Consider the following 25,729-nt stretch of genomic DNA (forward strand, 5'->3'; position numbering starts at 1 on the left):
TGGGCGAGAGCGCCACGGTGGAGATCCTCTACGAGATCTCCGACGGCAATGGCGGCAGCAGCACGGCCCTGGCGGTGGTGACGGTGACCGGCAGCAACGACGGCCCGGTGGCCGTGGCGGATAGTTTTGCAACCGATCGTGGCCAGAGTATTTCCGGTAACCTCTTAGTGGACAACGGGTCTGGCCCCGACAGCGACGTGGACGGTGATCCCTTGGAAGTGACGGCTGGCAGTTTCGTTACGGCGCAGGGAGGCACCGTGGAGATCCAGTCCGACGGCAGTTTCGTCTATACACCCAGCGCGTTTTTCGCAGGTGAGGACAGCTTCGAATACACCCTGTCAGATGGATACGGTGGCACGGACACTGGCAATGCGACGATTACGGTCGCGGCGCTGGAAGGGGATACGGCAGGGACGGACGGGGCCGATCTGATGGTCTTCGGGAATGGCACGCAGGTGCTTCTTGGACTGGCGGGAGATGATACGATCTCCAGTGGCAATGCCGAGGACACGCTTGCCGGAGGCGGTGGAAACGACATCCTGTCCGGCGGGAACGGCGACGACCTGATGTTCGGTGACAGTGGCAACGACATCCTTACAGGAGGGCGTGGGGAAGACACGCTTTCGGGAGGCAGCGGAGCAGACCAGTTCGTTTTCGGGAAATCCGGTGGTTTCGATGTGGTTACTGATTTCGAACTGGGGGTGGATCAACTGGTCGTGGAGGCAAGCCTCAAGGCGGATGGCTTCGGCGATCTGAAGATGTCTCAGCAGGACGACGGCGTGGTCATCAACATGGGCGGAGCGCAGGTTCTGCTCCTGAATGTCACGATAGAAGACCTTGGCGCGGACGATTTCCTGTTCTTGTGAGGAGTAGGATGCCAAGGGTTTTCGGTTTGCAGGAGGATAGATCTGGCAGAGGCTTTCCGGTCGCCGCGGACAACACTTGCAGTCCTGTCACCTTTTGAATGACGGCTGCCGGGGAATTCTGGCCGAAGGCTTGGACTGGCGGATGGGGTGTCCGGCGCTGGCTCGCTCCCTACACTCAAGTAGCGCCGGAAGGCCAAGCCGTCGGGTCTGGTTCAGGGGTATAATAATTGCGAAGGGCTTACACCGCTGTTGGGGTTCGTATGGGAGCGGGTCGGCGCAGCCACCGACCCGTGGTTTCAGATATCAACGCCCTCCGAGTTTGCGAGGGCATCTTCCAGGTCCATGCCAAGGTATCAGACCGTGCTGTCCAACGAGGATCGTGGCCGAGAAGCAAAGGAACGGCCCGCCGGTTGCGCGTCTTGCGGCAGATCTGCGCCACTTTCGTCCGCCGCATCAATGCATGCCAAACAACGAGGAAACCAGCCCGATGGACGAGACCCGGTCACGCACGAGCCGGACCAACCGACTCGTCGAGATGTGAAGACGCTCATGAAATCGACCAGGCCAGAGGTGCTCGGATCCGATCATGAGAGGCTCTACCATCCATCGCGCTGATCGCCGCATGCACTCTGTGAACTCGAAGCGGAGCGGTCGACCCGTCTTGCTCTAGATGATCGAAGTGCGTTCCTCGACATGCTTCGGCAAAAGGGGACCTTTATGAACGGCACTGCGCCCCTTTTTCCAGGCAGGGCAGCAGGCGCGGATGGCGGGAAGGTTTGCTTTAGGCATGGCAGTTCCTCCGATCCACCACGCCCTGCGCATCGCCAACGTCATTCTGGCGCACGACCGCATCACAGATTGGCTTGCCTTGGATTCCGAAGCCCGCTTTTGTATCGGGACAGAGGATCTTTCGCGCGTACAGAGAAGGTCCGCTTCCCGCCCTCAATGACCGTCAGACCATGCCCACCGCCCTACCGGTGAATTGGCTTTTTGCCACCCTCCTCCTTCAGCATCGCTTCCATGTCTTCTAAGCCATCTACAGCAGAGCGCATCTGCGCCTCATCATCCACGCCCACTGTCTCGGCATCCGCAACCTGGCCCCAAAAATCCATCTCCATCTGTCGCTGTTCCTCGGCGATAACGGCTTGAACGACAGGCGCGGTCTTTTTGGCCAAGGCGTCGGTTCGCCCTGACGTTTGACTGCCCGCTTCTTGGCGTGTGGTCTCCACTACGACGTCAGACCCACCTGGTACGCTCGCAGGCGGTGTCATCGGCATCGCGCGCACACTCAGCGGCAGCGGGCCCTGCAACCCACCTCCCCCCGGCTCCGGAAAAGGCAGCTCGCCCGTTTGTGCCGCGTGGATCGCCTTGAACAGCCGGTCGTCAAAATACTGAATCCGCTTCGCCCGGACCGGCATCTGGGCATCGATGACCATGACGATTTCGTCAAGCGGCAGGCGGCGCGCCTCATCCTCGGGCAGGAGAGAGCTTTCTTCAGTCCGTGTGGATTGGCTGCGCCCTTCAAAGGGGTTTTTGCCGATGGACTGGGATCGCGTGATAACGGTCTTCGTGGTCTTGCCAACCGCCTTGCTCAGCTCTTCGACGGTTTTCTCATCGGAGGGCGTCAGGTAGAGCTTCACACCGGCATTGCCTTGCAGGGCGCGGCGGGTGTTCTCGCCGTAGATTTCATCGAGGGCGGGAATGGTTTGGGTGACCACGGCCAGGTGGCCGCGATAGGTCCGCAGGGTCTCGATGCTCTCGACCACGATGGGCATCTTGCCGAGACGGTTGAACTCGTCGAGCATGATCATCACTGGCCACGGCTCGTCTGGCCCGGGATCCTTTTCCTGCATGGCCGAGAGCAGGTCGGAGAAAAACAGCCTGATCAGCGGCGCGAGGGGTTTCACCATCAGCGGCTGGACCACGAGATAGACCGAAAAGGGTTTCTTGCGGATCGTCCGGAAATCAAAGTCCGAGACTGTCGTCGCTTCATCGATGGCCGGGTTCTGCCATTGGTCGAGCCCCGATGTCATCAGGAGCGAGACATAGGAGGTCAGCGTATCGTTGTTGGTTGAGGCCAGCCGCGTGAAGATCAACTTGGCGGCCCTGTTATCGACCTCATGGCCGCGCGCGAAATACTCCTTCTGCTTGTTCCCGCCCGAGGCCGCGATGCGGTAGATCTCGCCCAAGGTGGGGCGCTTGCGCTGGAAGGCCAGCAGGCCTGCCGCCACGAAGAGATCGATCCCGCCCTTGAGCAGCCCCTGCACCCGGTCATTGTCGCTTTGCAGAAAAAGCGTCGCCAGGAGCTGCAGTTCCATCTGCTGGCGCGCGGGATCTTTCAGTTCGAAGATGCGCAAGAGCGGGTTGTAGCGATGCGTGCGCTTGCCCTCCCAATCCGCCGGAGCAAAGCGATAGACCTTGTCGCACTGGGCGGCGCGGTGGCGCGCCGTGGCCTCGAAACATTCCCCCTTCACATCGAGCGTCACGGCAGAGCCCTGCCAGGTCAGCAAGTTTGGAATGACGAAACCCGTGGTCTTGCCGCGGCCCGTGGGCGCCACGATCAGCGCGTGCGGGAAGACTTTTGAGCAGACGTATTTCGCGCGGGATTTTGGAGTCCCGAGCTTACCAAGAATGAACCCGGTCCCGGGAGCGCCGAAAAACCCGTTGGCCTTCATCTCGCGCGCAGACTGCCAATGGGTCTGGCCAAAGCGTGTGAGGGTCGAGCCCGACAGGGCAAGGCTCAGCATCAGGCCGGCAGCGGCGAAGCTGCCGATGATCAGGTGGATGAGTTGCGCGTCCTCCGGGCGGCGATCGAGGATCGCCAGATAGTTCTGCGCGATATAAGCAAAGTCGATCTCCGCCCCGAAGCCGAGATCCTGGTAGCTCAGAACCGCCGAGGCGATGGTATATCCCATGGCCCCGGTCACCAGCGTGACGAGCAAGATCCCAGTTGCGATCCGCGCTTTTCCCATGGCGTCGCTCAATGGATCTGCCCCCGTTCGGTCTCACCATCCACGTCTGTCGCGCGGTGTTTTTCGTATTCGGCGTCGGCGAGTTCATCGACCACCTGGCGCAGAGCTTCCGTATTAGCTGTCGCGGCATCGGATTGCAGATAGACCTTGGCGACATAGAGCCGGTCGAGGCGGTCCCCGAGAACTTGTTCCAGCGCATCGGCATCGCCGGATGTGAGGCGGCCCAACTGGCGGTCATCCAGCACCCGCGCGATCTCGGTTCGGAAAGCGTCCCTCTCGTCTTCGGTCTCGAAGGCTGCGGACAACTCCCCCGCCCGCTCATGAGTCAGCACACGGTCCAGTTCCGGCGTCTGGAGAACCTGCACCTCCCGCTGGGACAGGCGGGCGTCCTGAACATGGGCATAGGTCTCTCCGAGACCTTCGGCCAGCTGCTCTGGCATATCCGGATAACGCGCCTGCAAGTCCCGCGTGACGGCCACAGAGATCGGTGTGCGGCTATGAGCACCAAGGCGCGCAGCCTCAATCTCACGACCAATGCGGTCAGCCAGCGTCTGATCGACAATCCTGGCGCGGCCTTCCTCATCCATACGGATGACATCGGCCGGGCTCTGAAGAAGGTCCGGATGCTCCTGCAGGTAGGCGCGCTGCTCGGCCTCGAGGCGCTCCACGGCGCGGGTTTCGACTAAGGCCTCACCCCGCTCGCTAATGGACGTCTCCAACCGCACAACCTTGGCAGCCTCTTCAATTCTGTCTTTGGTGAGATGGACCCGCGCCGCGTGGGCCTCATCAATCACGCCATCGTGGCGCAGCACCGCCTCCCGTTCCAAGAGCATGCCAAGCGCGACATGCACATTGTTGAGAATGTCGCGCGCCTGTTCCAAATCGGCGCGGCGCTCGAGGCTCAGATCGCGAGCCTCGGCCACCTTGGAGAGATCATCAGCGATCCATTGATGCTCGAGCGCTGCATTTGAGGCGCCTGTCTCGATCCGGGCCACCACTTCCGATGTGCTGATCCCGGTGCCCCGTAGTGCTACGTCAATGCGCGCTCTCAGGTCGGGCTCGGCCAGTCGCTCGCGCTGGCTGGCGTCGATATTGGCCTCAGAATAGATCCCGCCGTCCGAGGGGGTCTCTGACAATGTGCTCGAACGTAATCCGAGCGGCTGCATATGCTGGACTTGTGTCTGGATCTCGATGAGGCGTTTTTCAAGCACGGGCCGCTCGGCATCGGGTTTCTCGGCGATCATGCCCTGCACCCGCGCCAGCTTCTCCGCATAGAGGCTTCTCAGATCCTCAAAACTTTGATCCTCGGCCATATACACATCTCCTGTTCGGTCCACCTGCCCACCCCGCGCCAGCACTTCGCCCGCGCGGAAGAGGGCTGCGGCAATATCCTCGCGGGCTTCGCGGGAGGCTTCCGCCGCAAGCGAGTGGTAGACAGTTCTGGTATTGGCGATCTCCGCGAGCGTCCGCGTCAGGTCCTGCCCTACGCGTTCCCGCTCGCGGGGCGCGCGGCCCTCTTCCTTTGCGGCATAGACCTCGCGGGTCCGGGCGGGGTAATGCACGACCCCACGATCCACCCGACGCGTGGCCTCCAGGCGCACGCCATACTTTTCGGCCTCCTCGACCATGGCGAGGCGGAAGTCGTCATAGTTGAAGCGGTGGTTGCGCCCCAGAAAGAAGAACTCGCCTTCCTGCGAGCGGCGGTTCAGCACCAGATGCGCATGCGGGTGATCGCGGTCCTCATGCACCGCGATGATGTAATCGAAATGCCCCTCATCGGTCTGGAAGAACCGCTCGGCCACATCCGTCGCGATGTCGCGCACATCCTCACCCCGCGTGCCGATCGGGAAGGACATGAGCATGTGCGTGGTCTGGCCAAGCTTGGGCTTGAAGCCGCCCTCCCACCGTTTGGCAAAGCGCTCGGTGAGGTTTTTGATGCCCTTCGCCTCGAGCTTGGCCTTACCATCCAGAAACCCGCTCGAGTCCACGATATGGGTGGACTTCGTGGTCAGATAATCAAGCTGGTTTGTGAGCTGTGATTTGGTATGCGTCCCCCCACCCCGGATCGCCTTGAAGACGGCTGGCCTGTGCCCAGCTGCCGCGCGCGTAAGCTGGCTCTGCTTGGCGACATGCAGCCCCTGCATCGAGCCCCGGATCCGGCTCCAGCCGTCCCGGAAGACCTCGCCTGTGACAGCGTCAACCGCATCATTCAGCCGCATGGGCAAACTCCCTTAGCGCGGCACTGGCCTCGAGCTGCATCGCGTCGCGCCGACGCCGCAGGAGCAGCTCGATCTCGTCGGCGGAATCGAGGATGAACCGCGCCAACCCGCGCATCTGCGCAAGGCGCGGCTCAGAAAACTCGGCACGCGTGCTACCATCAGCCCCCTGCCCCATCCGGTTGGCCTTCGTCATCTGCTTGGCGATCTGTGCAACCCCATTGCCGACCTCGTGCAGAGAGGCGCGGTAGCGCGCCATCTCAGCAGCCATCTGCGCGTCCGGAACGAACACCCCGCCTGCCGCCTGAATGAGCCGCCGCAGCCCCTCGGCCCGGCTCTCGATCCCCGCCTTCGCCAACACCGCGTCGAGCGCCTCAAGCTCCGCAGCAGTGACCTTCACACTGACCGCTGAGACCGGGATCGCGGCATCCGTCTGGCGCTCGGCATCGGCTTTCAGGACGTAGCGCACGGCCCGCGATGTGACCTCGAAACGCTCGGCCAGCTCGGACGTCGACACACCCTCCGCGGCCTCGCGGACGATCTGCATCTTCTCGATCTCTGTCAGGCGTTTTGTTCGGGACATGCGGAAGAAAGACCCCCTATTTCCTGCCACCTTCCACCAAGGCTGCCCCCACCTTACGATAATATACCCACCTGTCAATTATATACTTACGTCGCATTCAGTCTCAGGCAGCCTTGGTGTCCGCTTCCCCCGCGGCCCGCAGGGACGCGGCTCTGCCGCCCTCACCACCGGGCGACCCACCTGTCCAATGGGTCCCGTCCGCCAGCACCGCCCGAGGGTCTGGACGAACACGCATGTGTTCGGACGGAACCGCGGGCGGGCGCAAACCCCACCGACAGGGCGGACAGGCAGGGTCAAGGAGGGCCAGATTTGGGTCCCCAAATCTCTGCCGCAAAAACCGGGAGGCCCTGGCCGATAGGTTTTTGCGGATGGCCCCCTTGAGGCTGACTGGCCGGTCTGTCGCGGCCTGATCATTCCGGGGGGAGTGCGTCCGTTGAACGCGCAGCGGCCGGCGGCTTCGTGAAGTCGCCTCGGGCGATCTGACCGCCGGACGCGGCATCCCTGGAACAGGGATCGGGCCGCCCCAAGATCGTCCTGGGGCGGCCCATCCTCGTCAGAGGATTTAGTCCTGGGGATCTTTCGCGCTCGCTGGGAACATCACCAGCTCCGAGACTGCGACCGGGAAGTCGAGCTTGAGGCTGAAGAACTCCGATCCATCCCCGTTGCGGGTGTTGCGGAACATCGCACCCACGCGCTGAAAACGGGTGCGCTCCTGGCCATCGGTGTCGGTGAACTTGACGGGGACGGTGGCGACGTAGTGGTTGGTCATTTGGGTTACTCCTTGTTGCGATGGGGATCGCTCGGCACGGGGGCAAGAGGCCCGGTCGCAAGCGCAAATGCGGAGGGTCCGCGCCAAAGGCGTGGAAGCCGTATTTGTGCTTGCCGGAGCGAAGCGGAGGGGACGGTCGGGCCGACCCCGTGCGATCCACATCTATGAGCAAAAAGGAGTGATCCGAATTTGTGCCACCACTTTGAAGCCGCCATCGAACCCGTCGATCGTGACCGAAGATGGCCTGGTTCGTTCTGGTCCAATGCATCTGGATAATGATCCGTCACGCTCACCCCATGGCGGGTCAGCGTTCCGCCGCGAGCGAAGACCCGTCGTCTGTGTCGGATGGGCGCGTTTGCTATCGGCACCAAGGTTGAGGGCGTGGAGGACAGCTGGTGCGGCCACATCTGTACGGCACGGCCAGACCTTCCGCAATGAGCGTGCTACCCACGTCCCGACCGTCAACGAACAACGAGCCGCAGAACCGACCAAAGTTGCATTGATCCGTCCCCTCTGTCCCGGGCCGACAGGAACAGGCCACGCGCTCAAATTCAATTGACGTCGCACCCCGCACCAATTGACCTAGACGCGCGGTCGCGCGCTCCCCAACCTCACGCTCTGCGGTGCAGGAGGGTCTCCATGTCTCAGGCGCGTTAATCCCGACGAGACGCACGTTCGCTGTCATGCCTCGAACATCGATCGTATCACCATCAATGATCCGCACATCGCTGGCGCGAAGCGACCGATCCTGCGAGGTGGGTCGCTCTGCTGGTGGCGCCACCGGCGACAAGAAACTGGAAGACATCCAGCCCGTCCCAAAGTTGGATCGAATTTGTGTCCACTGCCCTTCTTCGCGAAGCTTTGCGACGCGGGCACCCTCGCTCAAGACACCCATAACGGCATTGGAAGTAGACGGCCCAGCACGTTGGTTGACACGTGTCCCTGTCACATAGACGTAAGCGGTGTCGGCAGTTTGCGATGAGGGAACCGCTGGCGGACTGTAGGGTGTGGATCGCGAGTTCGATGATTCAAACAATGATCCAACCAATGCGAAGAATCCGACAGCGATCACCAACGGCACCATGATTTGGCGTTGAGCCTTGCGCACGGCACGCCGAGGTGCATTGATCGCGCGGGTCACGGAGACCGGACGGGGTCTTGTCTGACCCGTTCTAGTACTGCGCTTCGGTGCTGATTGAGAAGTTTTGTGGTCGGCTGCTTCCCTTTTCTGTGCCGGATTTTCCCGTTCCAGTTTCAAGACTTTGTGCAGGCTCGCATACTGCGCTTTGCTCAGGCGCGTCTCCGTTCCATAACGCTGAAACCGTTCAGCCATGTTTGTGAGGAAGGACACTTCCCAATCGTTTGCCTGACCGGACCGCAAACGCGCATCAATGCGCGATTGAATCTCTTTGGTGCGTTCCGGAGAAAAAGGCATCTAGGAAAAACCTGGGCGGGTGTTGATCGGTGCAACAAATGTCTTCTGCCGCACGGCCACATTAAGCTGTATTTGCATAGAGATACCATCTAGCCATTCCCGAAACCAGATTGGCCGGACTACGATCACCAAGCCTGTCGATGCCCATTGTTGGAGTTAACTGCGACACCACCGATGTTCACACACTTCTGGGAAAACGGTGAAAGGGCCGCCCGAAGGCGACCCCCTCTCTTCAATCCTGCGACGCCTTCTTTGCCGGGTCAGCAACCCGCATGACCGTCAGGCCTTTCGCTTCCGCCTTCTGCCCGAGGTTCAGCGCGACCCCGTTGCCACCGAAGAGAACAACCCCCGTCGCCGCGAACTTGTCGTCCAGCATTTCGTCGTTGCACTTGAACGGTGCCGCCCGCCCGTGCGCGGACCAGCGCGGATCGAAGCGCGCTTGTGCTATCCCGCGTGCTCGGGCCCACCTCGCCGCAATCATCTCCGCCCCGTGCTTGCCACCCTTGTGGCAGAGGAAGATCTCCTGATTGCGGTTTTGTTTGATCCGCTCCCGAACCTTGTCGAGCGTATTGAAGATGACGTCGATATCGGTCCAGTCGGTTGCGCCGGAGACGATCAGGGGCACCCCCTCGACTTTCGACTTCTCGGCGGTTTCACGGTCGTGCTGCTCCAGGAGCTGCCGCGCCTCGAAGACCGCCCCGGTCTCCTGCGCCCGGACGCTCGCGCGCGACCCGGCTGCCGGGATGAAGGCGTGGCCCGTCTCGATCTCGTAGCATTCCGCCGCCGCCTCGCTCATCACCTCAATGGCGCTGACAATCTCGCGCAGCTGCAGAAAACGCGCCTGCGCCTCTTCGAGCGCGGTCTCGGCGATCTCCGATCCGTCGTGGGATTTTGCCAACGCGCCGATCTTGTCGGCGGTGCGGTCGACCTCCTTGCCAAGCGCCACCTTGCGGCGCTGCAGGATCGTGGCGAGCCCATGGGCCAGCGGTTCGATTTCTGCTTCAAGCCCGGTCCCGCGCAGCTGTCCGAGCAAAGCCTCGAAGCTCTCGCGGATGATGTGGTCGGTCAGGATGTGATCTTCCGGGATCGGCAGCTGCGCGTCCTTCTCGGTCAGCCCGAAAAGCTCGATGGTCTCGTAGGTGTTCGCTTGATCGTAAGCCATGTTCATTCTCCAGATATTGGGTTCGACCACCACGTGAGTGTGGGGGCATGGCCGAATGTCTGGTTTCCGAATCTGCCCGGGTCAGGGACGGCGCAGCCGCCGGCTTGCCGGGCGCAAAAGTTTTCCGAGTGCAGCACCCGACGCATGCGCACCCTCACGCAAGGGACCGCCCCTCGCCACAGGCCCCGCCCTCGCCGAAAAGTTTTGCGATCCTTGACGCGGGCTGATTTGGGGGCCATCCGGAGGATATGCTTCCGCACTCATGTGTGTGTGTTTTGACGGTAGGTTTGCCCGACCCGAGCAGGCAAACGGCCTGACCGGACGCGGAAGACGGATGGAGTGGCGGGATCGTTTTGGCCTCGGGCCAAAACAGACCAGAGCGCAATCCGGCGGAGCGGCTGGTGAGGGACGTGCTCGCGAGGCGGGCAAACCGGGATGCTGGGTGCGACGCCGCGGTGAGGCCGCATGGCCGAATGCGCGACGGACCGAAGGGCCGTTCTCACCTGCGACACGCGAAGCCGAGCAGGGGAGGCCGCAAGGCTGAAGCCAAGGTTGATGTGCAGGCGACTACGCTGGCGACTATACAAAATATCTACTCCAGCATGCGACATGATGGGCAGGAAAGCGGACTTTCGATGTGCCTGCTCGACGCACACTGTACCCTTCTGTCACAACTGGGTGCTGTCGAACGGACCCAGGTCAATATTCGAGAACGCCTCTATTGCCTGTTTGAGGTCCTTGCCCGCGCGAACCCTTTCCTTGAGATTTTCGAGCGTCTCGCCGCTTTCTGCTACAGCCACATGCGGGCGTACCTCATCGAACGCCCGATGGGTCGCCCTTCGAGGCAAGGCTCCCCCCGACATCGAAAATGCTGCCATCTCTGCATCTCGAAGCCCTCGTCGAACGCAGACATGAGCGAGGAGGAGGGGGCCCGCACCCTCCACCGTATTCGGCTCAGATCCTCCTGGCGTGAATATCTGCATCATACGAGAAGGCAAACCCATCACGTGCGCCAGGTCGGGGATCATGCGAATGACAAACTTGCGTGCGTCAGGCGAGAACTCCGCCGAAGCCCCATTCGGCGATATCGTCTGCTGGATTTCTTTAAGTGGCGCGCCGTCAATCCATGTTCGCAGAGTCGCCTCAAGCTTGGGGACCGCGTACCTCGCTTTCTCTTCATCCGATGCCAGGTCTCCATAGGTCTTCCCAAAGAGATCTTCGAAGGTCGAGGGCTTAATCATTCGGAAAAGGTGACCCGGATTGGCCTCCATCCATGAGAACATCCACTCGCAGATCCCGGCCACCGTGCTTGCCATGTCATCTTGGGCGTCGGCAAGCGCGTCAGACAAAGCTTTGAGCACGTCCTCTGGGAGACCCACCATGGAGGCGAGGTCTCGGTATCTCTGATCCAGCACGACAGCATCTTCATCGGCGCCGGACATCACAGACAGGGCGGCCTCCGTACGGCTCGCGACCCACTGTTCGTCACCCGCCTTACGCTTTAGGAACGCCGTGAGGCTCCGGGACAGATCGACCCGAGGCGAGCCTCCGTCTTCGCCATCTGAGGGCGTTTCCATTAGACGGCTGACGACATACCGTTCCAGATCTCCGGTGTCCTCCGCCTTGTGATGGACACGGTCCATGACGGCTTCGAATGGGTCCTCGAGCACCAAGCACTGATCGGACTGGCTGAAGACCTCCCGGAGCTGCGTCCATTGCTCACCAATCGTTCCCTCTTCATCTGACAGGGGAACAACCTTTCCAGGAACAATCAGCACGATACCCGACGCGCTTTGACCCGCGCGTCCTGCCCGCCCAGCGGCATTCAGCAACGCAGCGGCATCGAGGAGATCGCGACGGTTCGTTTCACGATCAAAGCGGCTGTCTTCAGCGATGATCACCAAATCGGCAGGAAGATTCATCCCCTGCGCCAAGGTCGGGGTCGCTGCGAGTACCCGCAGGCCGTCGTCCCTACCGTAAAGCCTCTCTGCCAAATCTCTTTCGTAGGGAAGCAAAAGGCCGTGATGCGCCGTGGCGGCGCTTTGCAGAAGACCGTTCTCGACGGCGAGATATACATCGCCCGCGTCGCCCATTTCATCAACTGCCGTCTCGTATAGGTCCTTTTCGGCTGTAGTGAGTTCGGTCGGTGGAGCGTCGATTAGCGCCGATGCCTTTTTGGCGATCGACCATGCGTTCGGGATTGACTGGGAGAAGACGAGAGTCCGGAGTCCAGCCTTTGATGCCGATGCCGCGATGTGCGACGCAAGCTCGCCCGAGTTTGGGGTGAGGCTCCAGTAGTTGTTCGCCGTCAGCAGAACCTGATGATCCAAGAGCGAGAGCAGGGCGTAATCGTCGCGTTTCATCGAGGCCCATGTCTGTTTCAGACTGAACAGTCCTAATGGGGACGCGTGTAGATCCCTCTTGAGCCCTACAGGCGGAAATTTTGTCGTTTTATTCCTCCACGCCTCCCCAATTTTCTGGTTCAGACGTTCGATTTCGTTTGCCTGATATACGACGCAGCCCCGCAACTGACGGGTTGGTTTCCAAACGTCGTCAAGGGGGATTGATCGACGCCCTTTCAGTTCTCCCCCAGTCAGCTCCCCAAGCCATTCAGCAATTTCTGCCGTGTTCTTCATCATCGCCGATAGGAGGACGAGGTCAGCCTCCGGGGCGACTCGCGTGAAGCGAATTAGGCAGAGCATCGCGTCGATGGCTCGCCGATCCCCGTCAGTCTTCGGATGAATCAAATGGCATTCGTCGAAGATCAGCAATCCGACATCCGCGAAGCTATCAGGCTCGATGTGACTCGCGTAGAGGCATGCCTCCGGTGTCATGACGAGTATGTCAGGCAGCTCTTCGAGCAGCGTGCCTTCCTCAAACTCTTCTGCGCGCTGTCCCTTAACGTTGGTGTTCGGGAAGGCGGCCCGCAGATCCCGGGCCGTCTGATCGACCAGCGCATGGGTCGGCGCGAGGAAAACCACCTTCAGGTTTCGCAGGAGAGCTGCGTGGATCTTCAGTTGAGCGGTAGTCGATTTACCTGCGCCTGTCGGAAAGCCAACAGCACAGGATGTACCCGGTTCGAGATAGCCTCCCCTGATTGCGGCAAGATGGTTAATCCAGAGGTATGGCCTCTTCTTCGCGATTCGTGCCATCGAATGATGCCAGCGATCCGCAGGCACACCGTCCGGCGGGTTGATATTGATGACTGCCGCCTCGAGAAGTGCCGAAGTCGCCGTTTCGAGAAGCCGCGCCAGGTGGAACGGACCTGGAAACGAGGCGATCGGCATCGGCGTCAAGCCTTCGATTGCAATGGCATCGTCTGGTCTCGCTGACCTGGCGACGCCACGAAAGATCGCGGCGGGTCGGTCCGGATCCGCGTCCGAAATGCCTCCCAAAACAGCCGCGAGGGCACGGACGCCTTCGAGAAGTCGATGGTACAACGCATTCGCGGCTCGCGTGCCATCGACGCCTTCGCCAGCGACCAGCTCGGTGACCGGACGTCGCTCCTGGTTGAGGATTGTCCCAATCATTCCGCGCGCTAACCAGCCGAGGTTCAGTACGAGTTCGTGCTGAAGCCGATCTTCCGCCGGCGACCGAAGCGCCCGCGCGACCTCGGTGGCGTCGGCAGACGAGCCCGCGATCAAAAAAAGCAGCATTGCGGATACGTCGGAACTGATCGCGTCCGCTGTGAATGTAGTAGTCCTCGAAGCCAAGCCGAGAAGAGCTTCGGCCTGATGAACAAGTTGATGCGCGGACGCTGCCACGAAGCTTGCAGCGCGACGGTTTTCGCGCTCAGGACTCATCGTAACCAACACCTCATTGGTCGCGGCAAGCTTACGCGCGAACGCGATGGTCTCGCTGATGTCGCCCGCAGGGGTCTCGGTATCGCGCAATGCGATGCGGGCCGACACGATCTCAGCAAACGCTTGCGACAGTTGTTCCGGCAACCGATCTCGATCGAGGCCGGGAAGGTCTGGGGCGGATCGGATCAGATCGGCCGTTCTCTCGTCATACATTGATGGCGGCCTCCTCGGCATCGATGATGGCGGTTGCCCTGACGGCGATATTTTCGAACCAGGGCCGGAGATTCTGAACTTGGAAGGCCTCCGCCCGGCGACGGTCGATCGCGCCGGAGACTGCTGCCTCGTAGCCCTTGTAGAGAGCCTTGAGGCCTTTCTCCGAAGCGTGCGTGTCGTCGATCGTTACCGCAACCCGGTAGGCCCGCTTCTCCGTCCACAAGATGGCGGCAACCACGGCATCGGGATTAGGATGCCCGGCACCCGCAAGCAACGTTGAGACACCATCGACGAGTTCGGCATCCCGTCTGCCCGTCTCAAAGTCTTGAAACTCGGGCCAAACCCGATCCCGGACCATAGTTCGAGCATTCCCCGTTGCCTTCTCCTCAGAGATCACTACTCGCGCGATCTCCGTGTCGTCGAACTCAACCAAGAGCCCATCGAGGCCCTTGTCCGCATGTCGCATGTGTGGCGACCGGATCATGCCCGGCCTCCCTGCGCGGTGCGCGGCAATCCACGAGATCACTTGGAACATCCAACCATCACGATGGGCCGGATCACCACTTGGGCCAAGCTTGAGTAGGTTCCGCGCACTTTCATAGCCGCCCATTGGGTAGTTGATGTCAACCAAACCGTCCTCGTGCAGAATGCGCTCGGCAACTCTGGCTTGGCCGATGGCCACGCGAGCAAGCAGCCCGGCCAACGCATTTTCGTCTTCGACCGTCCATGTAGACCCGGACCATAGATCGCCCTCTCGGATCGGTGTCAGCGCAATTACCATAGTGATCAGTCATTCTGTTCGGGGTCGAGTATTGCCCAGAGGACATTGATGCGGTGAATGTTAATGGATATTCCTAACCTGGTTAACATTACGCGGAGAATGGGTCGCAAACACCAGAATTGCAACGATCGCAGAAAGCCTCGGTCAATTCGCAACTGAAATAGAAAAATTAGATATTTAATATCGTTGCGTCGCAGTATTGGACCTCTCATTGAGCGGCAGCTTTGGGCAGGTGTAGCGCTTCAGTCCAGATCGACACCGCCGAGGCGCGGCGCATGGACATGCGTCCGGACAAGGGCTGCAGCGGCCGCGCCCGCGATGGCGCCGAAGAGATGCGCCTCCCACGAGACGCCGGGTTGGCCCGGAAGAACGCCCCAGATAATGGAGCTATAGAGGACACCGACCACCAGTGCCGCGCCCAGCGTGATCAATGAGCGATCCACGAAGCCGCGCGCGACGAGGAAGCCAAACCAGCCGAAGACCAACCCTGACGCACCGATATGGATGGCGGAGCTTCCGAACAGCCAGACGAGTCCGCCGCCGAGGCCGATCACCACTGCGTTCACCGGCAGCAAGGCCCTCGTGGTCGTGGCCACCAGCAGCCCACCCATCACCAAGAGCGGCGGCGTATTGGCCATAAGGTGCGCGAAGCTTCCATGCAGGAGGGGCATGGTGATGACACCATCCAATCCGCTGACGTGCCGGGGGATCAGGCCGAAGGCCGGGTTCAAGCCGTAGCCGGTGATCCAATTGACGACTTGGACCGCCCAGAGCAGTGCAACAAAAGCGGCAAGCGCCGCGGCGCGCCGCAAGAAGGCGCGCATGTGATCCCGGTTCATCATGTTGGCGACAGTAGACGTCACCACAGCACCTTCAACGGCTTTCGCGCGCTGCACAGGATGCCACCTCCAAGAAAGGGGGTTCGAGGCGGCCAACCTCGGTATGGCTCAAGCCAAGAGAATGGCTCCGATCTTACACGGTGTTCCCTGGGCGAAAGGGCTGCGGTTCACGCTCGGGGCGCTTCAGGGCTTCGGCATACTTGCGGGAATTGTCATCGATCGTGCTGTGCCACAGCTTCGAGACGAAGGCCCGGGCGTCTTGGACCGTCATGTCTTTCAGCGAAGGGGACAGCGCCATGAAAAGTTCATCCTCGCTGATCGCAGCGGCGCGGTGCATGGCGTCCGCGTAAAATGACGGGTCGTTGAGAACCTGCTCGCTCAGCGGCATCCGCGCCAGGTTCTCTTCCGGGATCGCCATGAAGATCGTGTCCTGCAAGTCGGTCAGATACGCACGCCGCGATGTGGACACCGGCTTTCCCACCGCCTTGGCCTCCAGATACGCCTGCAGGTTCTTGTCGAGCTTTGCCCTTGCATGGGTCATGATGACATCACGCTTGCGGTCAGGCAGCGCAAATCCGGTGCAACGCTCGATATGAGCAAGGAGTTCTGCAACCTCTGCCTCAACATCAAAGCTCTCGAACCATGGAACCGTCCCTGATCTAGCCGCCACGCGCCCGCCCTCGATATTGCGTTAATATATTATTGTATCGCATTTACACCAGATCGCAAGCGGGTGACGTCCTTTACGCAAACGGAAATGGAAAAAGGGGAACCGTGATCCCACGGCTCCCCTTTTGGTTCAGATCGTCTCCCCTCGCGCGCCGATTAGGCGACCAAGGCGAGCCCCGCGCCCGCGTCCTGCGGCTGCTCACCGCTGTCGATGAACGGGATGATCGAGAAGGTCTGCCCGCCGCGCTGTTCTTCGTTCTGCACGGCGTTGACGCGCAAGTCGCCATCAGGCGTGTTGATCAGCAGCGACAGGTAGTCATTGCCCGTGCGGCTGCTTTTGGCCATCCACGCCGAGCCGACGCGGATCGGTTTACCCCGGGGCGAGCTGACCTCGATCCGGTAATCTGGGTGGGTCTCCTCGGATTTGTAGCTGTTCTCGATCAGCATGAACTCCAGATCGAACATCATGTTGGCGATGTAGCCCGTGAAGGCGTTGTCAGCGTCCATGGCGGTGAGCTCGCCCGAGATCGAGCCGGATTTCATCAGGCCGTTCGAGACCAGCGGGATGATCTCGAATTCGCCGCTATGGGCCGCGCGCGCCTCTTTCGTCTGCACCGCGTTGACCCGGAACGGGCCGAGGCCGACATCGATCTGCATCGAGATGTAGGGGTTGCCGCTGGTATTGCCGGTCTCGTTCCAGGCCTTGCCGATACGCACCTTGCGGCCTGATTTGTTGACTGCCGTCACGTCGTAATCCGGGCTGCGAGCGGACATCTTGGCCCGTGCCTCGAGCTGGATGGCGATGTCAAAGCGCGTCGAATGGATCATGCCGGTGTACTCGGCGGTTGCGGTCTCGACATTGCGGGTGAGGGTTCCTGCGAACATGGGATGGTTCCTTTTGGATTGGCCGGTGCCTGACGTTTTTGCCAACGCATCCGGGATTGCTTTCTCGACCCCTTGAGGGATCACAAATCAGAAAGCCTGCTTTCCTTTCAGCCCCGTCCACGGGTCAAAGCTGCCGTCCGAGTGGGAATGCCCCCGCGCCTCCGGGTGCTACGCCCCTCCACTGCCGGTCTGGTCTTGATTGGTTGCCCGGATTTTTTGCGGCGTCCTTCGATTGCGCGACGAAGAACTCCGTTTCTTTTCCGTTCAACCGGTGCCCGCCCCGGTCGGTCAGACCGATGCAGCTACCATTCGGCACATAGGTGATAAGGTACTGACCGAGCCGGTCCTTGTGGACAATGTAGCCGGTATTGGCCCAATGCACGGTCTGGCCGGCATCAACGGCCGCCTTGATTTCATCGAGTGTCATTTGATCCTCCTCAAGAAGAATGGTGGGGAAACGACGCAAGAAGCCCGGTCGTCCAACCGGGCTTCCATGCAGCATTTGTTTGGCCAACGGCCGAGAGCTGTCAGGCACCTTGCGTGGCTTGCGTCGCGCGCGCCGCCATCCAATCCTTCAGGCCAAAAACCGTTCGTCCGGCGGCGACCTCGGAGGCCCAGGCAACCCTTGGGTCGCCGCAGGGCTCGGAGCCGACATGCCGGTCGATGTGGCCATTGGCCATCCATGGCTCGGGCTGGATCCGTCGCAGCCAGTCTGCCATGCTCGGGATACGGCCCTGACAGTCTTCGCGGACATGCTGCTCGCCGATCCAGCGCACGGGAATGTCCCGACCTGCGCTATTGGTCAGGGACACGCCGAAGACACGTTCGGCCTCAAATAGGCCTTGGGCATGGTGACGCATGGCTCGGTGCGTAAAGAGCGCGAGGTGCTCTTTCGAGGCGTCGAACCAGTCATGTATGGACTGATAGTCAGACGGCACCCCGCCGAATTTCCGGGCGGAGCTTTCGGCATGATGAAGCGGATGGGCCATCTCAAAGACCCTCGTCATAGCTGTGCGAGCATTCGACATAGCGGTCCGCGTGATCGAGCGTGATGCTGTCTGCTGCAATGTCCCAAGTCAGCGTGCCATAGCCGCCCTCATTGTTTTCGAACCCCGGGTGATGGTGATAGGCCAGCGACCAGGCGAAGTCGCCAACCTCTGCGGCAAGCGCCTCCGGCAGCTGGACCTCTGCAGGCTGCACCGTCACATCCTCGACATTGCCGGAGTCGCCATAGCCTTCGTATTCGGCAGTGACCCCGCTGATGCCAAGCGCACGTAGTTGCGCGAGCAGCTCCGTTCGGGATGCCTTCAAGGTGGTTTCGCGCTCCGCGCGCCACTGAGCCGCCATTGCGGCATAATCGATCTGGGGATCGGTCATGGGTCTGTCCTCTTGTCTGTAATTGGGGGGCCGCGCGTGGCATTGGTCAGCGCGCGGCCGGAAAGCGCAGACCGGTGAAACCCAGATCCGCGACGCCCGGCCCAAAGCCCTCTTTGACTTTTCAGGCGGCTTGTTCTGCCGCTCTAGCGGCTTCCTGCCCCACGATCCGCGCCAGAATGCTTACCGTGTCGATCCCGGCCCCATGCGGCAAGAACTCCCGCAGCTGGAAGGCGATGATCTCTGTGAAACAACCGGCGGCCTTGAGGCCATCGATCATTCCTTTGTCCCCACCGCCCAACTCGAGGCGCATCTCGCCTGCGACCCGGCGACGGGTCAGGGACAGACCCCGGCCCAGATCGACAGGTGCGGTGGTGCCGAGGGCGGAGGTCAACATCTCCTGCGGCGTTTGCGGATTGGAGACGAGGAAGCGGGCGCGCAACGCGGCCGCCCCTTCCTCGCTCAGCGTGCGGCCGATCATGGCGGTCGCCCCGTCGGGCGTGACGCGGTAGATGCGCTCATTGGTGGTCGGAATGTCCTTCCAGATCGGCAACAAGAGCCCGGTCAGCAGGTAGAGCTTGGTCGTGGTGGTTTTTGGCAGGGATGCAGCCTCGGTATCCCAAAGCCCTGCAAACTCGGGCCTTCCGATGTCTTCCCAGGCCGAGGACACGAACCGCGTCTCCTCGAGGTAGCTGGACCCGTTTGGCCTCACCGCCTTGCGCATCAGCGTGACAATGTCCTCGTCATACATCTGCATGGGGCGCGCCGAGATGAGCGCCGCGCGACCGGAGGCGCGATTAACCATCGGCAGCTTATCCGGATTGCGCGAACTGGACTCTTCGGCGCCTAAGACATGGACCGGGTCCGTCACCTCGAGCCCGATGATCCGCGTCACGGCCCCGGATTTCGGGCAGGTCCAGAGATCCTCTGTGGAGACCTGTTCGATCTTTTCGCCGCGCAGGGTTTCCACGCCGAGATCGAGCGTGCCTGCCGCGCGCGCCCTTTCCGTCTGATCGGTGATCCGGCGCATGAACTCGGCAAAGAGGGCGTTCTGCATGTGGATAGGCAGGGCCAGAACCCGGTTGAGGAAGCGCTGGATCGGGGGAAGCTCCTCAAGCAGCACCCCGTCCTTGTCGATCAGCCGCAGGGCCGTCCAGTCGGTGAAGCTCTCGTAGCTCATCGCCTCGGCGCGCCCGGCGGCAAGATCGGCATAGTAGCCACGCAATGCCGCCCGCGCGATCGGGCTTTCAAGATTGTCCTCCTCGCGGAACATGCCTTGCGAGCCGGTCTCGCGCTGACCCTTGGTCAGGGCTCCCAGCTGGTCGAGGCGTTTGGCTATAGTCGAGGTGAAGCGTTTCTCACCATGCACATCCGAGGTGCAGACCCGGAAGAAGGGCGCGCTGACCTGGGCCGAGCGATGCGTGCGCCCGAGCCCCTGGATGGCCGCATCGGCGCGCCAGCCGGGCTCCAACAGGTAGTGCCGGCGCCGTTTCTGGTTCTTAGCCGTTTGGGCCGCATGGTAAGATCGGCCCGTGCCGCCTGCATCGGAGAAGATCAGGATATCCTTTTCGCCGTCCATGAAGGCTTGGGTCTCGGAGGAATTGCTGCTGGCGGCGCGCTTTTCGATAAAGAGATGGCCATCCTCGGCCTTGAGGGGCCGGATGGACCGCCCCGTGACCTCTGCGACGGCCTCGTCGCCAAAGGCCCAGAGGATCTGATCGAGCGCCGAGGGGATCGGAGCCAGCGTCATCAACTCCATCATGGCCGCGTCACGCAGAGCGAGCGCCTCGCGCGAGACGACCAGCGCGCCAGTTTCATCGCGGAGCGGTTCGGCCACCATATTGCCATCGATCTCGACCAGCTTTTGCGCATGAATCGGGAAGGCCTGTTCGAGGTATCCCAGAACATAGTCGCGCGGCGTCAAGGCACCCTCGACGAGCTCATCCTCGGGGTCCATCGTTTCAAGCCGACGTTTCAGCAGGCTCTCGCCTGTCGAAACCACCTGGATGACGCAAGCCTTGCCCGCCGCCAGATCATCCTCGATCGCGCGGATGATGGTCGGGGCCTTCATGCCCATCAGCAGATGATTGAAGAAACGCTGCTTCGTGCTCTCGAAACGAGACTTGGCCGAGGCGCGTGCGGCCGACGCCTTAGTTTCCCCCGAGGCATCGTTGACGCCGGTGGCTGTCAAAGCGGCTTCGAGATTGTGGTGGATCGTCCGAAACGCACCCGCATAGGCGTCGTAGATTTCGATCTGGGCCGGGGTCAGCGCGTGTTCGAGCACGTCATACTCCACGCCATCAAAGCTGAGGGCGCGCGCCGTGTAGAGGCCGAGCGTCTTAAGATCACGCGCGACCACCTCCATGGCAGCCACGCCGCCGGCTTCCATCGCCGAGACAAAACCCTCGCGGCTCGGGAAGGGGTATTCGGGGCCTTGTCCCCAGAGACCGAGACGCGCGGCATAGGCCAGGTTGTGCACGCTCGTGGCGCCCGTGGCCGAGATATAGAAGACGCGAGCGCGGGGTGCTGCCAGTTGCATCCGCAGGCCAGCAAGGCCCTGCTGCGAGGGTTTGACCCCCCTGCCCTGCTCGGACCCGGCCGCGTTCTGCATGGCATGGGCCTCATCGAAGGCAAGAACGCCTTCAAAGTCTTCACCCATCCAGGCGAGGATCTGGCTCAGTCGCGTGGTGCCGCATTTGCCCGCGGACCGCAGCGTGGCGTAGGTGACGAAGAGGATACCGTCACCCATAGGGACGGGCTGGTCCGGTTTCCATTTGGAGAGCGGCTGGATGTCGGCTGGCGAGCCGCCGAGATCGGTCCAGTCGCGGATGGCGTCCTCGATGAGCGTGGCGGATTTGGAGACCCAGATCGCCTTCCTGCGCCCGGAAAGCCAGTTCACGAGAATGAGCCCCGCGCATTCGCGCCCCTTGCCGCAACCGGTGCCGTCGCCGAGGAAATAGCCAAGGCGATAGGCACGTGCATCCGGGTCATCATCGGCGCGCGTCAGCTTGGTCTGGTCGTCATCGATCGCGAACCGACCCGGCAGGTCGCGCCCATGGGCGTCATGCGCCATGATGATGGTCTCGAGCTGCGCCTCGGAGAGATCTCCCTCCTCGATCAACCGTGCGGGCAGGCGCAAGTCATCACGGCCCGTATTTGAGGGCATGGGCGGGGCAACCGAGGCCATGGCGATGCTTTCAACGAGCGGCGTGGGATGTTCCTGCGCACCCGCGATCTCGATCCGCTGCGGACGGTAGCGCGCATAGATGTCCGAGATCGGCGTGTTGTCGCGCGGGATATCAAGGCTCGTGAAAACTAGCGGGACAACGGCATTGGCCCGGGCTTTGGAGGCGGTGACAACACCGGCAGCGGTCTTGCGCGGGACAGATGATCGAACGGTCGGCCGAGGATGAGGGATCGCTTCAACCCGTTGGGCCGGGCGCATCTCGGTCCGGGTCGCGGCCACGGCGTCGACATATGCCAAGGCTTCATCCAGATCCCGGACATTTGCGCGGATCATCTCGCCATCCTCCTGCATCTTGTCGAAGATCATGAGCTGGGTTTCGACAGAGGTGCCGAGCTTGCGGTAGACCTGCCCCGGCATCGTCAACGCCAAGCGCGGCGTCAGGAGACCGCAGGCGCGTGACCAATGTGCGGCATCGCGTTCGGGCGTGAATCCCGGCGGCATGATCGCCACCAGCCGCCCGCCGGGCGCGAGACGCTTGGCAGCCACGACGAGATGTTTGGCGGCGATGTGCTTGTCTCGGGAGCGATCGACCGAGGAGGCGAAGGGCGGATTCATCACCACGACGTCGGGTAGAACCGGCGTCTGCAGCAGATCATCGATATGCTCGCCGTCATGGCCTGTGACCTCTCCGCCGAAAACCGCGCGCAGGAGGCGCTGGCGAAAGGGGGCGATCTCGTTGAGAATAAGCGCGGCACCGGCCCGGGCGGCGAAAGCAGCCAGGGCACCGGTGCCAGCCGAGGGCTCCAGCACGGTCTCGCCCTGGCGGATCGCTGCGGCCCGCACCGCCATGGTCGCGAATGCCAACGGTGTGGAAAACTGCTGCAGCCGGATCTGCTGCTCGGAGCGGCGGGTTTCCGTCAGGAGCCGCGAGGCAAGCAGCCTTGCAGCGGCGATGTCACCCGCCGCGCCGTCCCCACGCAGCAGCACATGAACAGCCGCGGCCTGCATCAGGTCATATGCCATGCGCCAGTCCCAGGCACCGCCGGCATCGCTGCCATGGAACGTCTCGCGCATGATACGCGCGAGCGCTGAACTGCGCAGGGGCTGGTTGTCGACCTCCGCGCCGATAAGCGCTAGCGCAGAGGCGAGATCGGCTTCGGAGATTGCGAGAGCCGGGTTGGCCGTTCTGGGTTTGGACATGGGGATTTTCCTTTGGATCAGGGTCTGAGTTCCAAAGGACAAAAAGCCCGCTTTCGCTTTTCAGGGTGACGGGGGTCAGACCGCGCTGACCTCCAAGGCTTGGTCAGGACTTGGGTTCGACCTCCCGTTTCGCATCAATCAATGCCTGTGCGGCCTGCATCACCTGAACTTGAGATGTTCCCGTGCATTCCTCCTCCAGCGCGGCCTGCACCTTCGCGCGAAACCACGCGTCATACGAATTGACATCAGCCGCCACGGAAATGCTCCTCGAGCCCGATATCCAGCAGCTTGCCGAGGTCATCGGGCATGTCTGCAACGTGCACAGCAATTGGGAAACGGTGCCCCGTCAGGTCAGGCGCGCATTGCTCCTCTAGCCCGAGGTGCTGCCTATCCTTTTCCGTTTCGTCCATTGTGCTTTCTCCGACCGTATTATCAGCCGATGCTACATCTTCCAGCGGGGCGTCGTAAACGATAATGCCAAAGGGTCACAGCAAGCTGGCCCACTTACCGATCGGGCACCGCTTCAAGGGAAGTTTCGAACCGCTTGCCCGCCGCTGCAGCTTCTTTCAAGAGCGCGTCGAAATTGTCAGGTGGATTGCCATCTTCCAACATCCCTTTGAACGTCGCATAGGCATCCGTCTTGCTGCCGTAGGCGCGCAGGGTCTTGTCGTCGTTCACCCAAGCCACCACGATGACCTTCGCATTGCTGTTGAACCGATAGAACAGCCGATACTGCTGGAAGAATTTCGCCCGGAACCAGTGCTTGCGGTGATCGCCGAGTGTGCCGCCTTGCCGGAAGGCGGCGGCACCCGGATCTGCCGGTATGGCCTCGGTGACCAGCTTGAAGATGGCTGCCAGCCGTTTCGTCGGGTTTTTCTTACGCCAAGTCTTGGGATCGCGTGCCTTACGCGCCTCGACCTCCAGGGTCAGCCCTTCGAGCTGGTCCAGAAAGAGCGGATGTGCATAAATCGACCATCCGTTTACGACAAGGGGCGCTTGGGCGGGTACGCTATCGCCGCTCATTCATCCTCGAGCGATAGCGGCGCATCGAGATCGACGTCAACGTCTCCGACCAGTGCTGCAAGACGGTCATGCAAAGCCCCATCGAACGCCCGAATGCGGTCCGGATGCGCCTTGATATCGGCCTCGACAAAATCGAGAAAAGCTCCGAGCACGGGATCTTCCTCGTCGCTGCGCACGGGCTCGATATAGACCCTGCCACTCGGCTCAGTACAGTAGCGAATCTGGTCGCCCTTGCCCAGCTTGAGCTGCTTGCGCACACCCGCCGGCACGGTCGTCTGATACCGATCCGTGAGTTTCGAGACATCTTGTGCGAGCGCTGTCATGGCAGTCTCCTGAAAGAATGGGGGTCTTTGCTGCCTGCGATAGGTAATGCATTTGCATTGCCCTGTCAAGATAAGCCGCAGGATCTGCTGTCGCCGGGCAGGTCGATGAACCGTCCGGCGCAGCCCTTAATTTCGCCCCGCCAGGAACTCCGCCAGCACCGGGCTGGCAGCACCTTTCGCGGAGCTGAGTAGCTCCGAGCCCGCGAGCGAGGCTTTCGACAGGCGCACGAGCCCGCCGGTTTCCTCAATGCGGTAGCAGCGGCGTTGTTGCCGCCCCCGCTTGTAGTGGGTCGCGGTGACGATCTGGCATGTACTGCCATCGGTGAGCGTCACGGGCGCGGCGAGCCTGATCTTGTCGCCTTCCTGGTAGTCTGGAATCGACGCCCAATCCCGGCAGCGCTGGCGCCAGTCCTGGGCGTAGCTGTCCGGGTCTTTCAGGTCGGAGAGAAGTTCGATCAGCGCAAGGGGCGCGCGCGACGCGTTCGGGCCAGCGCTTTCCTCCATATCCTTGTAGCCCCAACACCCATCGTCGTAGGCGGTGAGGAAGACGGCGGCGAAAGTGATCGAGCCGTCAGGATCGGTGACATAGGTCGCGTCCTCGACAGGAGTGCCGTCGCGATTGGTAACCCTAGCCGCTGCATACCAGGTGGAGCCAACCTTATAGGCCTTGACCAGTTCGGTTTTGCGCGTGTCGCCCTCAAAGGTGCAGAGCCGGGCAATCTCCGCTTTCTCGTCCGCGTAGGTCTGGACGCGGCGATCGGTGTAGAAGAGCCAACCCATTACGCTGCCCTCCGGTCATCGATTTCCATCAGCGCATCGAGCGGCACGCGGTAGGGCTGCATGGCGTCGAAATCCTCGCAATTGCCGCAGTTCTGCACGATCGCGAAGGTGTCGCAGGCATCCTTGAGGATGACCCGGAAGGTGCCGCCAAGGCCCGAGGGCACCTCGTAGGTCCCGCCGATGAGATAATCCGAGGCCCGGCGCACGAAGACGCGGATATTGTGGCCATCGGTGGCGAGCCGGATCGCCCCCTGCCCCCGGTCGATGAGCACCTGCACATCGTCTAGAATGTCCGTGTAGAACTGGCCGGTCAGATCGCGAAACGCCATGCGGCGCTGCGCCATCCAGTCGGTATCCCGAAACGGGTTCATGCCGTCGGCGAAGGCGAAAGAGGGATCGGCCTGTTCGGTGGTGACGATTCGGGTGGTCGTGCCATCGATGCCGTTTGAGCGCAGATGCACACCATTGCCGACGATCAGGATCAGGGCGGGCCTGTCCACGGGCCCGTTCCAGTTGGGCAGGAAGGTTTTGCAGGCGCGCGCATGGGCGATCTGTGCCGCAACAGCGGACGCAGAGAACTTGAGAATAGCCATGAGGATGTCTTTCGGTTGGGTGTGGGAGGGTCGACCCGCGCGGGGAATGCCTCGCG

Annotated in this window: 22 protein-coding genes; 1 reads left to right on the forward strand and 21 read right to left on the reverse strand. The window is 61.7% G+C overall.

Features of this window, described 5'->3' with window-relative positions; genetic code table 11:
• Positions 1 to 866: cadherin-like domain-containing protein (locus SM764_RS18175; RefSeq protein WP_369002430.1), on the forward strand; the 866-nt coding region annotated here is incomplete at its 5' end.
• Between the two features lie 971 nt (positions 867 to 1,837).
• Here the strand turns inward: SM764_RS18175 and SM764_RS18180 are convergent.
• From SM764_RS18180 to SM764_RS18280, 21 genes are all read right to left on the reverse strand, one after another.
• A complete protein-coding gene (locus tag SM764_RS18180; RefSeq protein WP_369002488.1) occupies positions 1,838 to 3,838 on the reverse strand; it encodes a type IV secretory system conjugative DNA transfer family protein in 2,001 nt (666 codons plus the stop codon).
• A gap of 8 nt (positions 3,839 to 3,846) precedes the next feature.
• A complete protein-coding gene (locus SM764_RS18185) occupies positions 3,847 to 6,057 on the reverse strand; it encodes a relaxase/mobilization nuclease domain-containing protein (protein ID WP_369002431.1) in 2,211 nt (736 codons plus the stop codon).
• Positions 6,044 to 6,637, reverse strand: a complete 594-nt coding sequence (locus SM764_RS18190) for a transposase (RefSeq protein WP_368999898.1) — start codon at positions 6,635 to 6,637, stop codon at positions 6,044 to 6,046. The genes SM764_RS18185 and SM764_RS18190 overlap by 14 nt, the downstream gene beginning before the upstream one ends.
• 562 nt (positions 6,638 to 7,199) lie before the next feature.
• Positions 7,200 to 7,406, reverse strand: a complete 207-nt coding sequence (locus tag SM764_RS18195; protein ID WP_368999899.1) for a hypothetical protein — start codon at positions 7,404 to 7,406, stop codon at positions 7,200 to 7,202.
• Between the two features lie 358 nt (positions 7,407 to 7,764).
• Positions 7,765 to 8,841, reverse strand: coding sequence for an SH3 domain-containing protein (locus SM764_RS18200; RefSeq protein WP_369002432.1), 1,077 nt, complete (start codon positions 8,839 to 8,841; stop codon positions 7,765 to 7,767).
• 232 nt (positions 8,842 to 9,073) lie between these two features.
• Positions 9,074 to 10,003 (reverse strand): DUF2493 domain-containing protein, encoded by a 930-nt coding sequence (locus tag SM764_RS18205; protein ID WP_369002433.1) that lies wholly within the window; start codon positions 10,001 to 10,003, stop codon positions 9,074 to 9,076.
• A 668-nt stretch (positions 10,004 to 10,671) separates the two neighbouring features.
• Positions 10,672 to 14,019 carry a DEAD/DEAH box helicase gene (locus SM764_RS18210; RefSeq protein WP_369002434.1) on the reverse strand — a complete coding sequence of 1,116 codons (3,348 nt, stop codon included), beginning with the start codon at positions 14,017 to 14,019 and terminating at the stop codon, positions 10,672 to 10,674.
• Positions 14,012 to 14,800 carry a hypothetical protein gene (locus tag SM764_RS18215; RefSeq protein WP_369002435.1) on the reverse strand — a complete coding sequence of 263 codons (789 nt, stop codon included), beginning with the start codon at positions 14,798 to 14,800 and terminating at the stop codon, positions 14,012 to 14,014. The genes SM764_RS18210 and SM764_RS18215 overlap by 8 nt, the downstream gene beginning before the upstream one ends.
• A gap of 242 nt (positions 14,801 to 15,042) precedes the next feature.
• Positions 15,043 to 15,624: a rhomboid family intramembrane serine protease gene (locus SM764_RS18220; RefSeq protein WP_369002489.1), complete on the reverse strand. Its 582-nt coding sequence runs from the start codon at positions 15,622 to 15,624 to the stop codon at positions 15,043 to 15,045.
• Between the two features lie 148 nt (positions 15,625 to 15,772).
• The gene (locus tag SM764_RS18225) at positions 15,773 to 16,309 is read right to left on the reverse strand and encodes a hypothetical protein (RefSeq protein ID WP_369002436.1); all 537 of its coding nucleotides are present in this window, start codon (positions 16,307 to 16,309) and stop codon (positions 15,773 to 15,775) included.
• A gap of 155 nt (positions 16,310 to 16,464) precedes the next feature.
• Complete coding sequence (locus SM764_RS18230; RefSeq protein WP_369002437.1) at positions 16,465 to 17,193, reverse strand: DUF736 family protein; 729 nt, start codon at positions 17,191 to 17,193, stop codon at positions 16,465 to 16,467.
• Positions 17,194 to 17,317: 124 nt separating this feature from the next.
• Positions 17,318 to 17,620 carry a hypothetical protein gene (locus SM764_RS18235; protein ID WP_369002438.1) on the reverse strand — a complete coding sequence of 101 codons (303 nt, stop codon included), beginning with the start codon at positions 17,618 to 17,620 and terminating at the stop codon, positions 17,318 to 17,320.
• Between the two features lie 100 nt (positions 17,621 to 17,720).
• Positions 17,721 to 18,182, reverse strand: a complete 462-nt coding sequence (locus tag SM764_RS18240) for a DUF6915 family protein (RefSeq protein WP_369002439.1) — start codon at positions 18,180 to 18,182, stop codon at positions 17,721 to 17,723.
• 1 nt (position 18,183) lies between these two features.
• Positions 18,184 to 18,570 carry a DUF6878 family protein gene (locus SM764_RS18245; RefSeq protein WP_369002440.1) on the reverse strand — a complete coding sequence of 129 codons (387 nt, stop codon included), beginning with the start codon at positions 18,568 to 18,570 and terminating at the stop codon, positions 18,184 to 18,186.
• Between the two features lie 121 nt (positions 18,571 to 18,691).
• The gene (locus SM764_RS18250) at positions 18,692 to 22,954 is read right to left on the reverse strand and encodes a strawberry notch-like NTP hydrolase domain-containing protein (protein WP_369002441.1); all 4,263 of its coding nucleotides are present in this window, start codon (positions 22,952 to 22,954) and stop codon (positions 18,692 to 18,694) included.
• 103 nt (positions 22,955 to 23,057) lie between these two features.
• Positions 23,058 to 23,210, reverse strand: coding sequence for an antitoxin PaaA2 family protein (locus SM764_RS18255; RefSeq protein ID WP_009820264.1), 153 nt, complete (start codon positions 23,208 to 23,210; stop codon positions 23,058 to 23,060).
• On the reverse strand, positions 23,200 to 23,364 hold the full coding sequence (locus SM764_RS18260) for a hypothetical protein (RefSeq protein WP_009820263.1): 165 nt from the start codon (positions 23,362 to 23,364) through the stop codon (positions 23,200 to 23,202). The genes SM764_RS18255 and SM764_RS18260 overlap by 11 nt, the downstream gene beginning before the upstream one ends.
• Positions 23,365 to 23,458: 94 nt before the next feature.
• A complete protein-coding gene (locus tag SM764_RS18265; RefSeq protein ID WP_369002442.1) occupies positions 23,459 to 23,977 on the reverse strand; it encodes a type II toxin-antitoxin system YhaV family toxin in 519 nt (172 codons plus the stop codon).
• Positions 23,974 to 24,300: a type II toxin-antitoxin system PrlF family antitoxin gene (locus SM764_RS18270; RefSeq protein WP_005668772.1), complete on the reverse strand. Its 327-nt coding sequence runs from the start codon at positions 24,298 to 24,300 to the stop codon at positions 23,974 to 23,976. Before SM764_RS18270 ends, SM764_RS18265 begins: the two co-directional genes overlap by 4 nt.
• A gap of 126 nt (positions 24,301 to 24,426) precedes the next feature.
• On the reverse strand, positions 24,427 to 25,080 hold the full coding sequence (locus SM764_RS18275) for a DUF6927 domain-containing protein (protein WP_369002443.1): 654 nt from the start codon (positions 25,078 to 25,080) through the stop codon (positions 24,427 to 24,429).
• On the reverse strand, positions 25,080 to 25,673 hold the full coding sequence (locus SM764_RS18280) for a regulator (protein ID WP_369002444.1): 594 nt from the start codon (positions 25,671 to 25,673) through the stop codon (positions 25,080 to 25,082). Before SM764_RS18280 ends, SM764_RS18275 begins: the two co-directional genes overlap by 1 nt.
• Positions 25,674 to 25,729 lie beyond the last annotated feature (56 nt).

The sequence above is a fragment of the Pseudophaeobacter sp. 1A16562 genome (assembly GCF_041008785.1).
Lineage (GTDB): Bacteria > Pseudomonadota > Alphaproteobacteria > Rhodobacterales > Rhodobacteraceae > Phycobacter > Phycobacter gallaeciensis_A.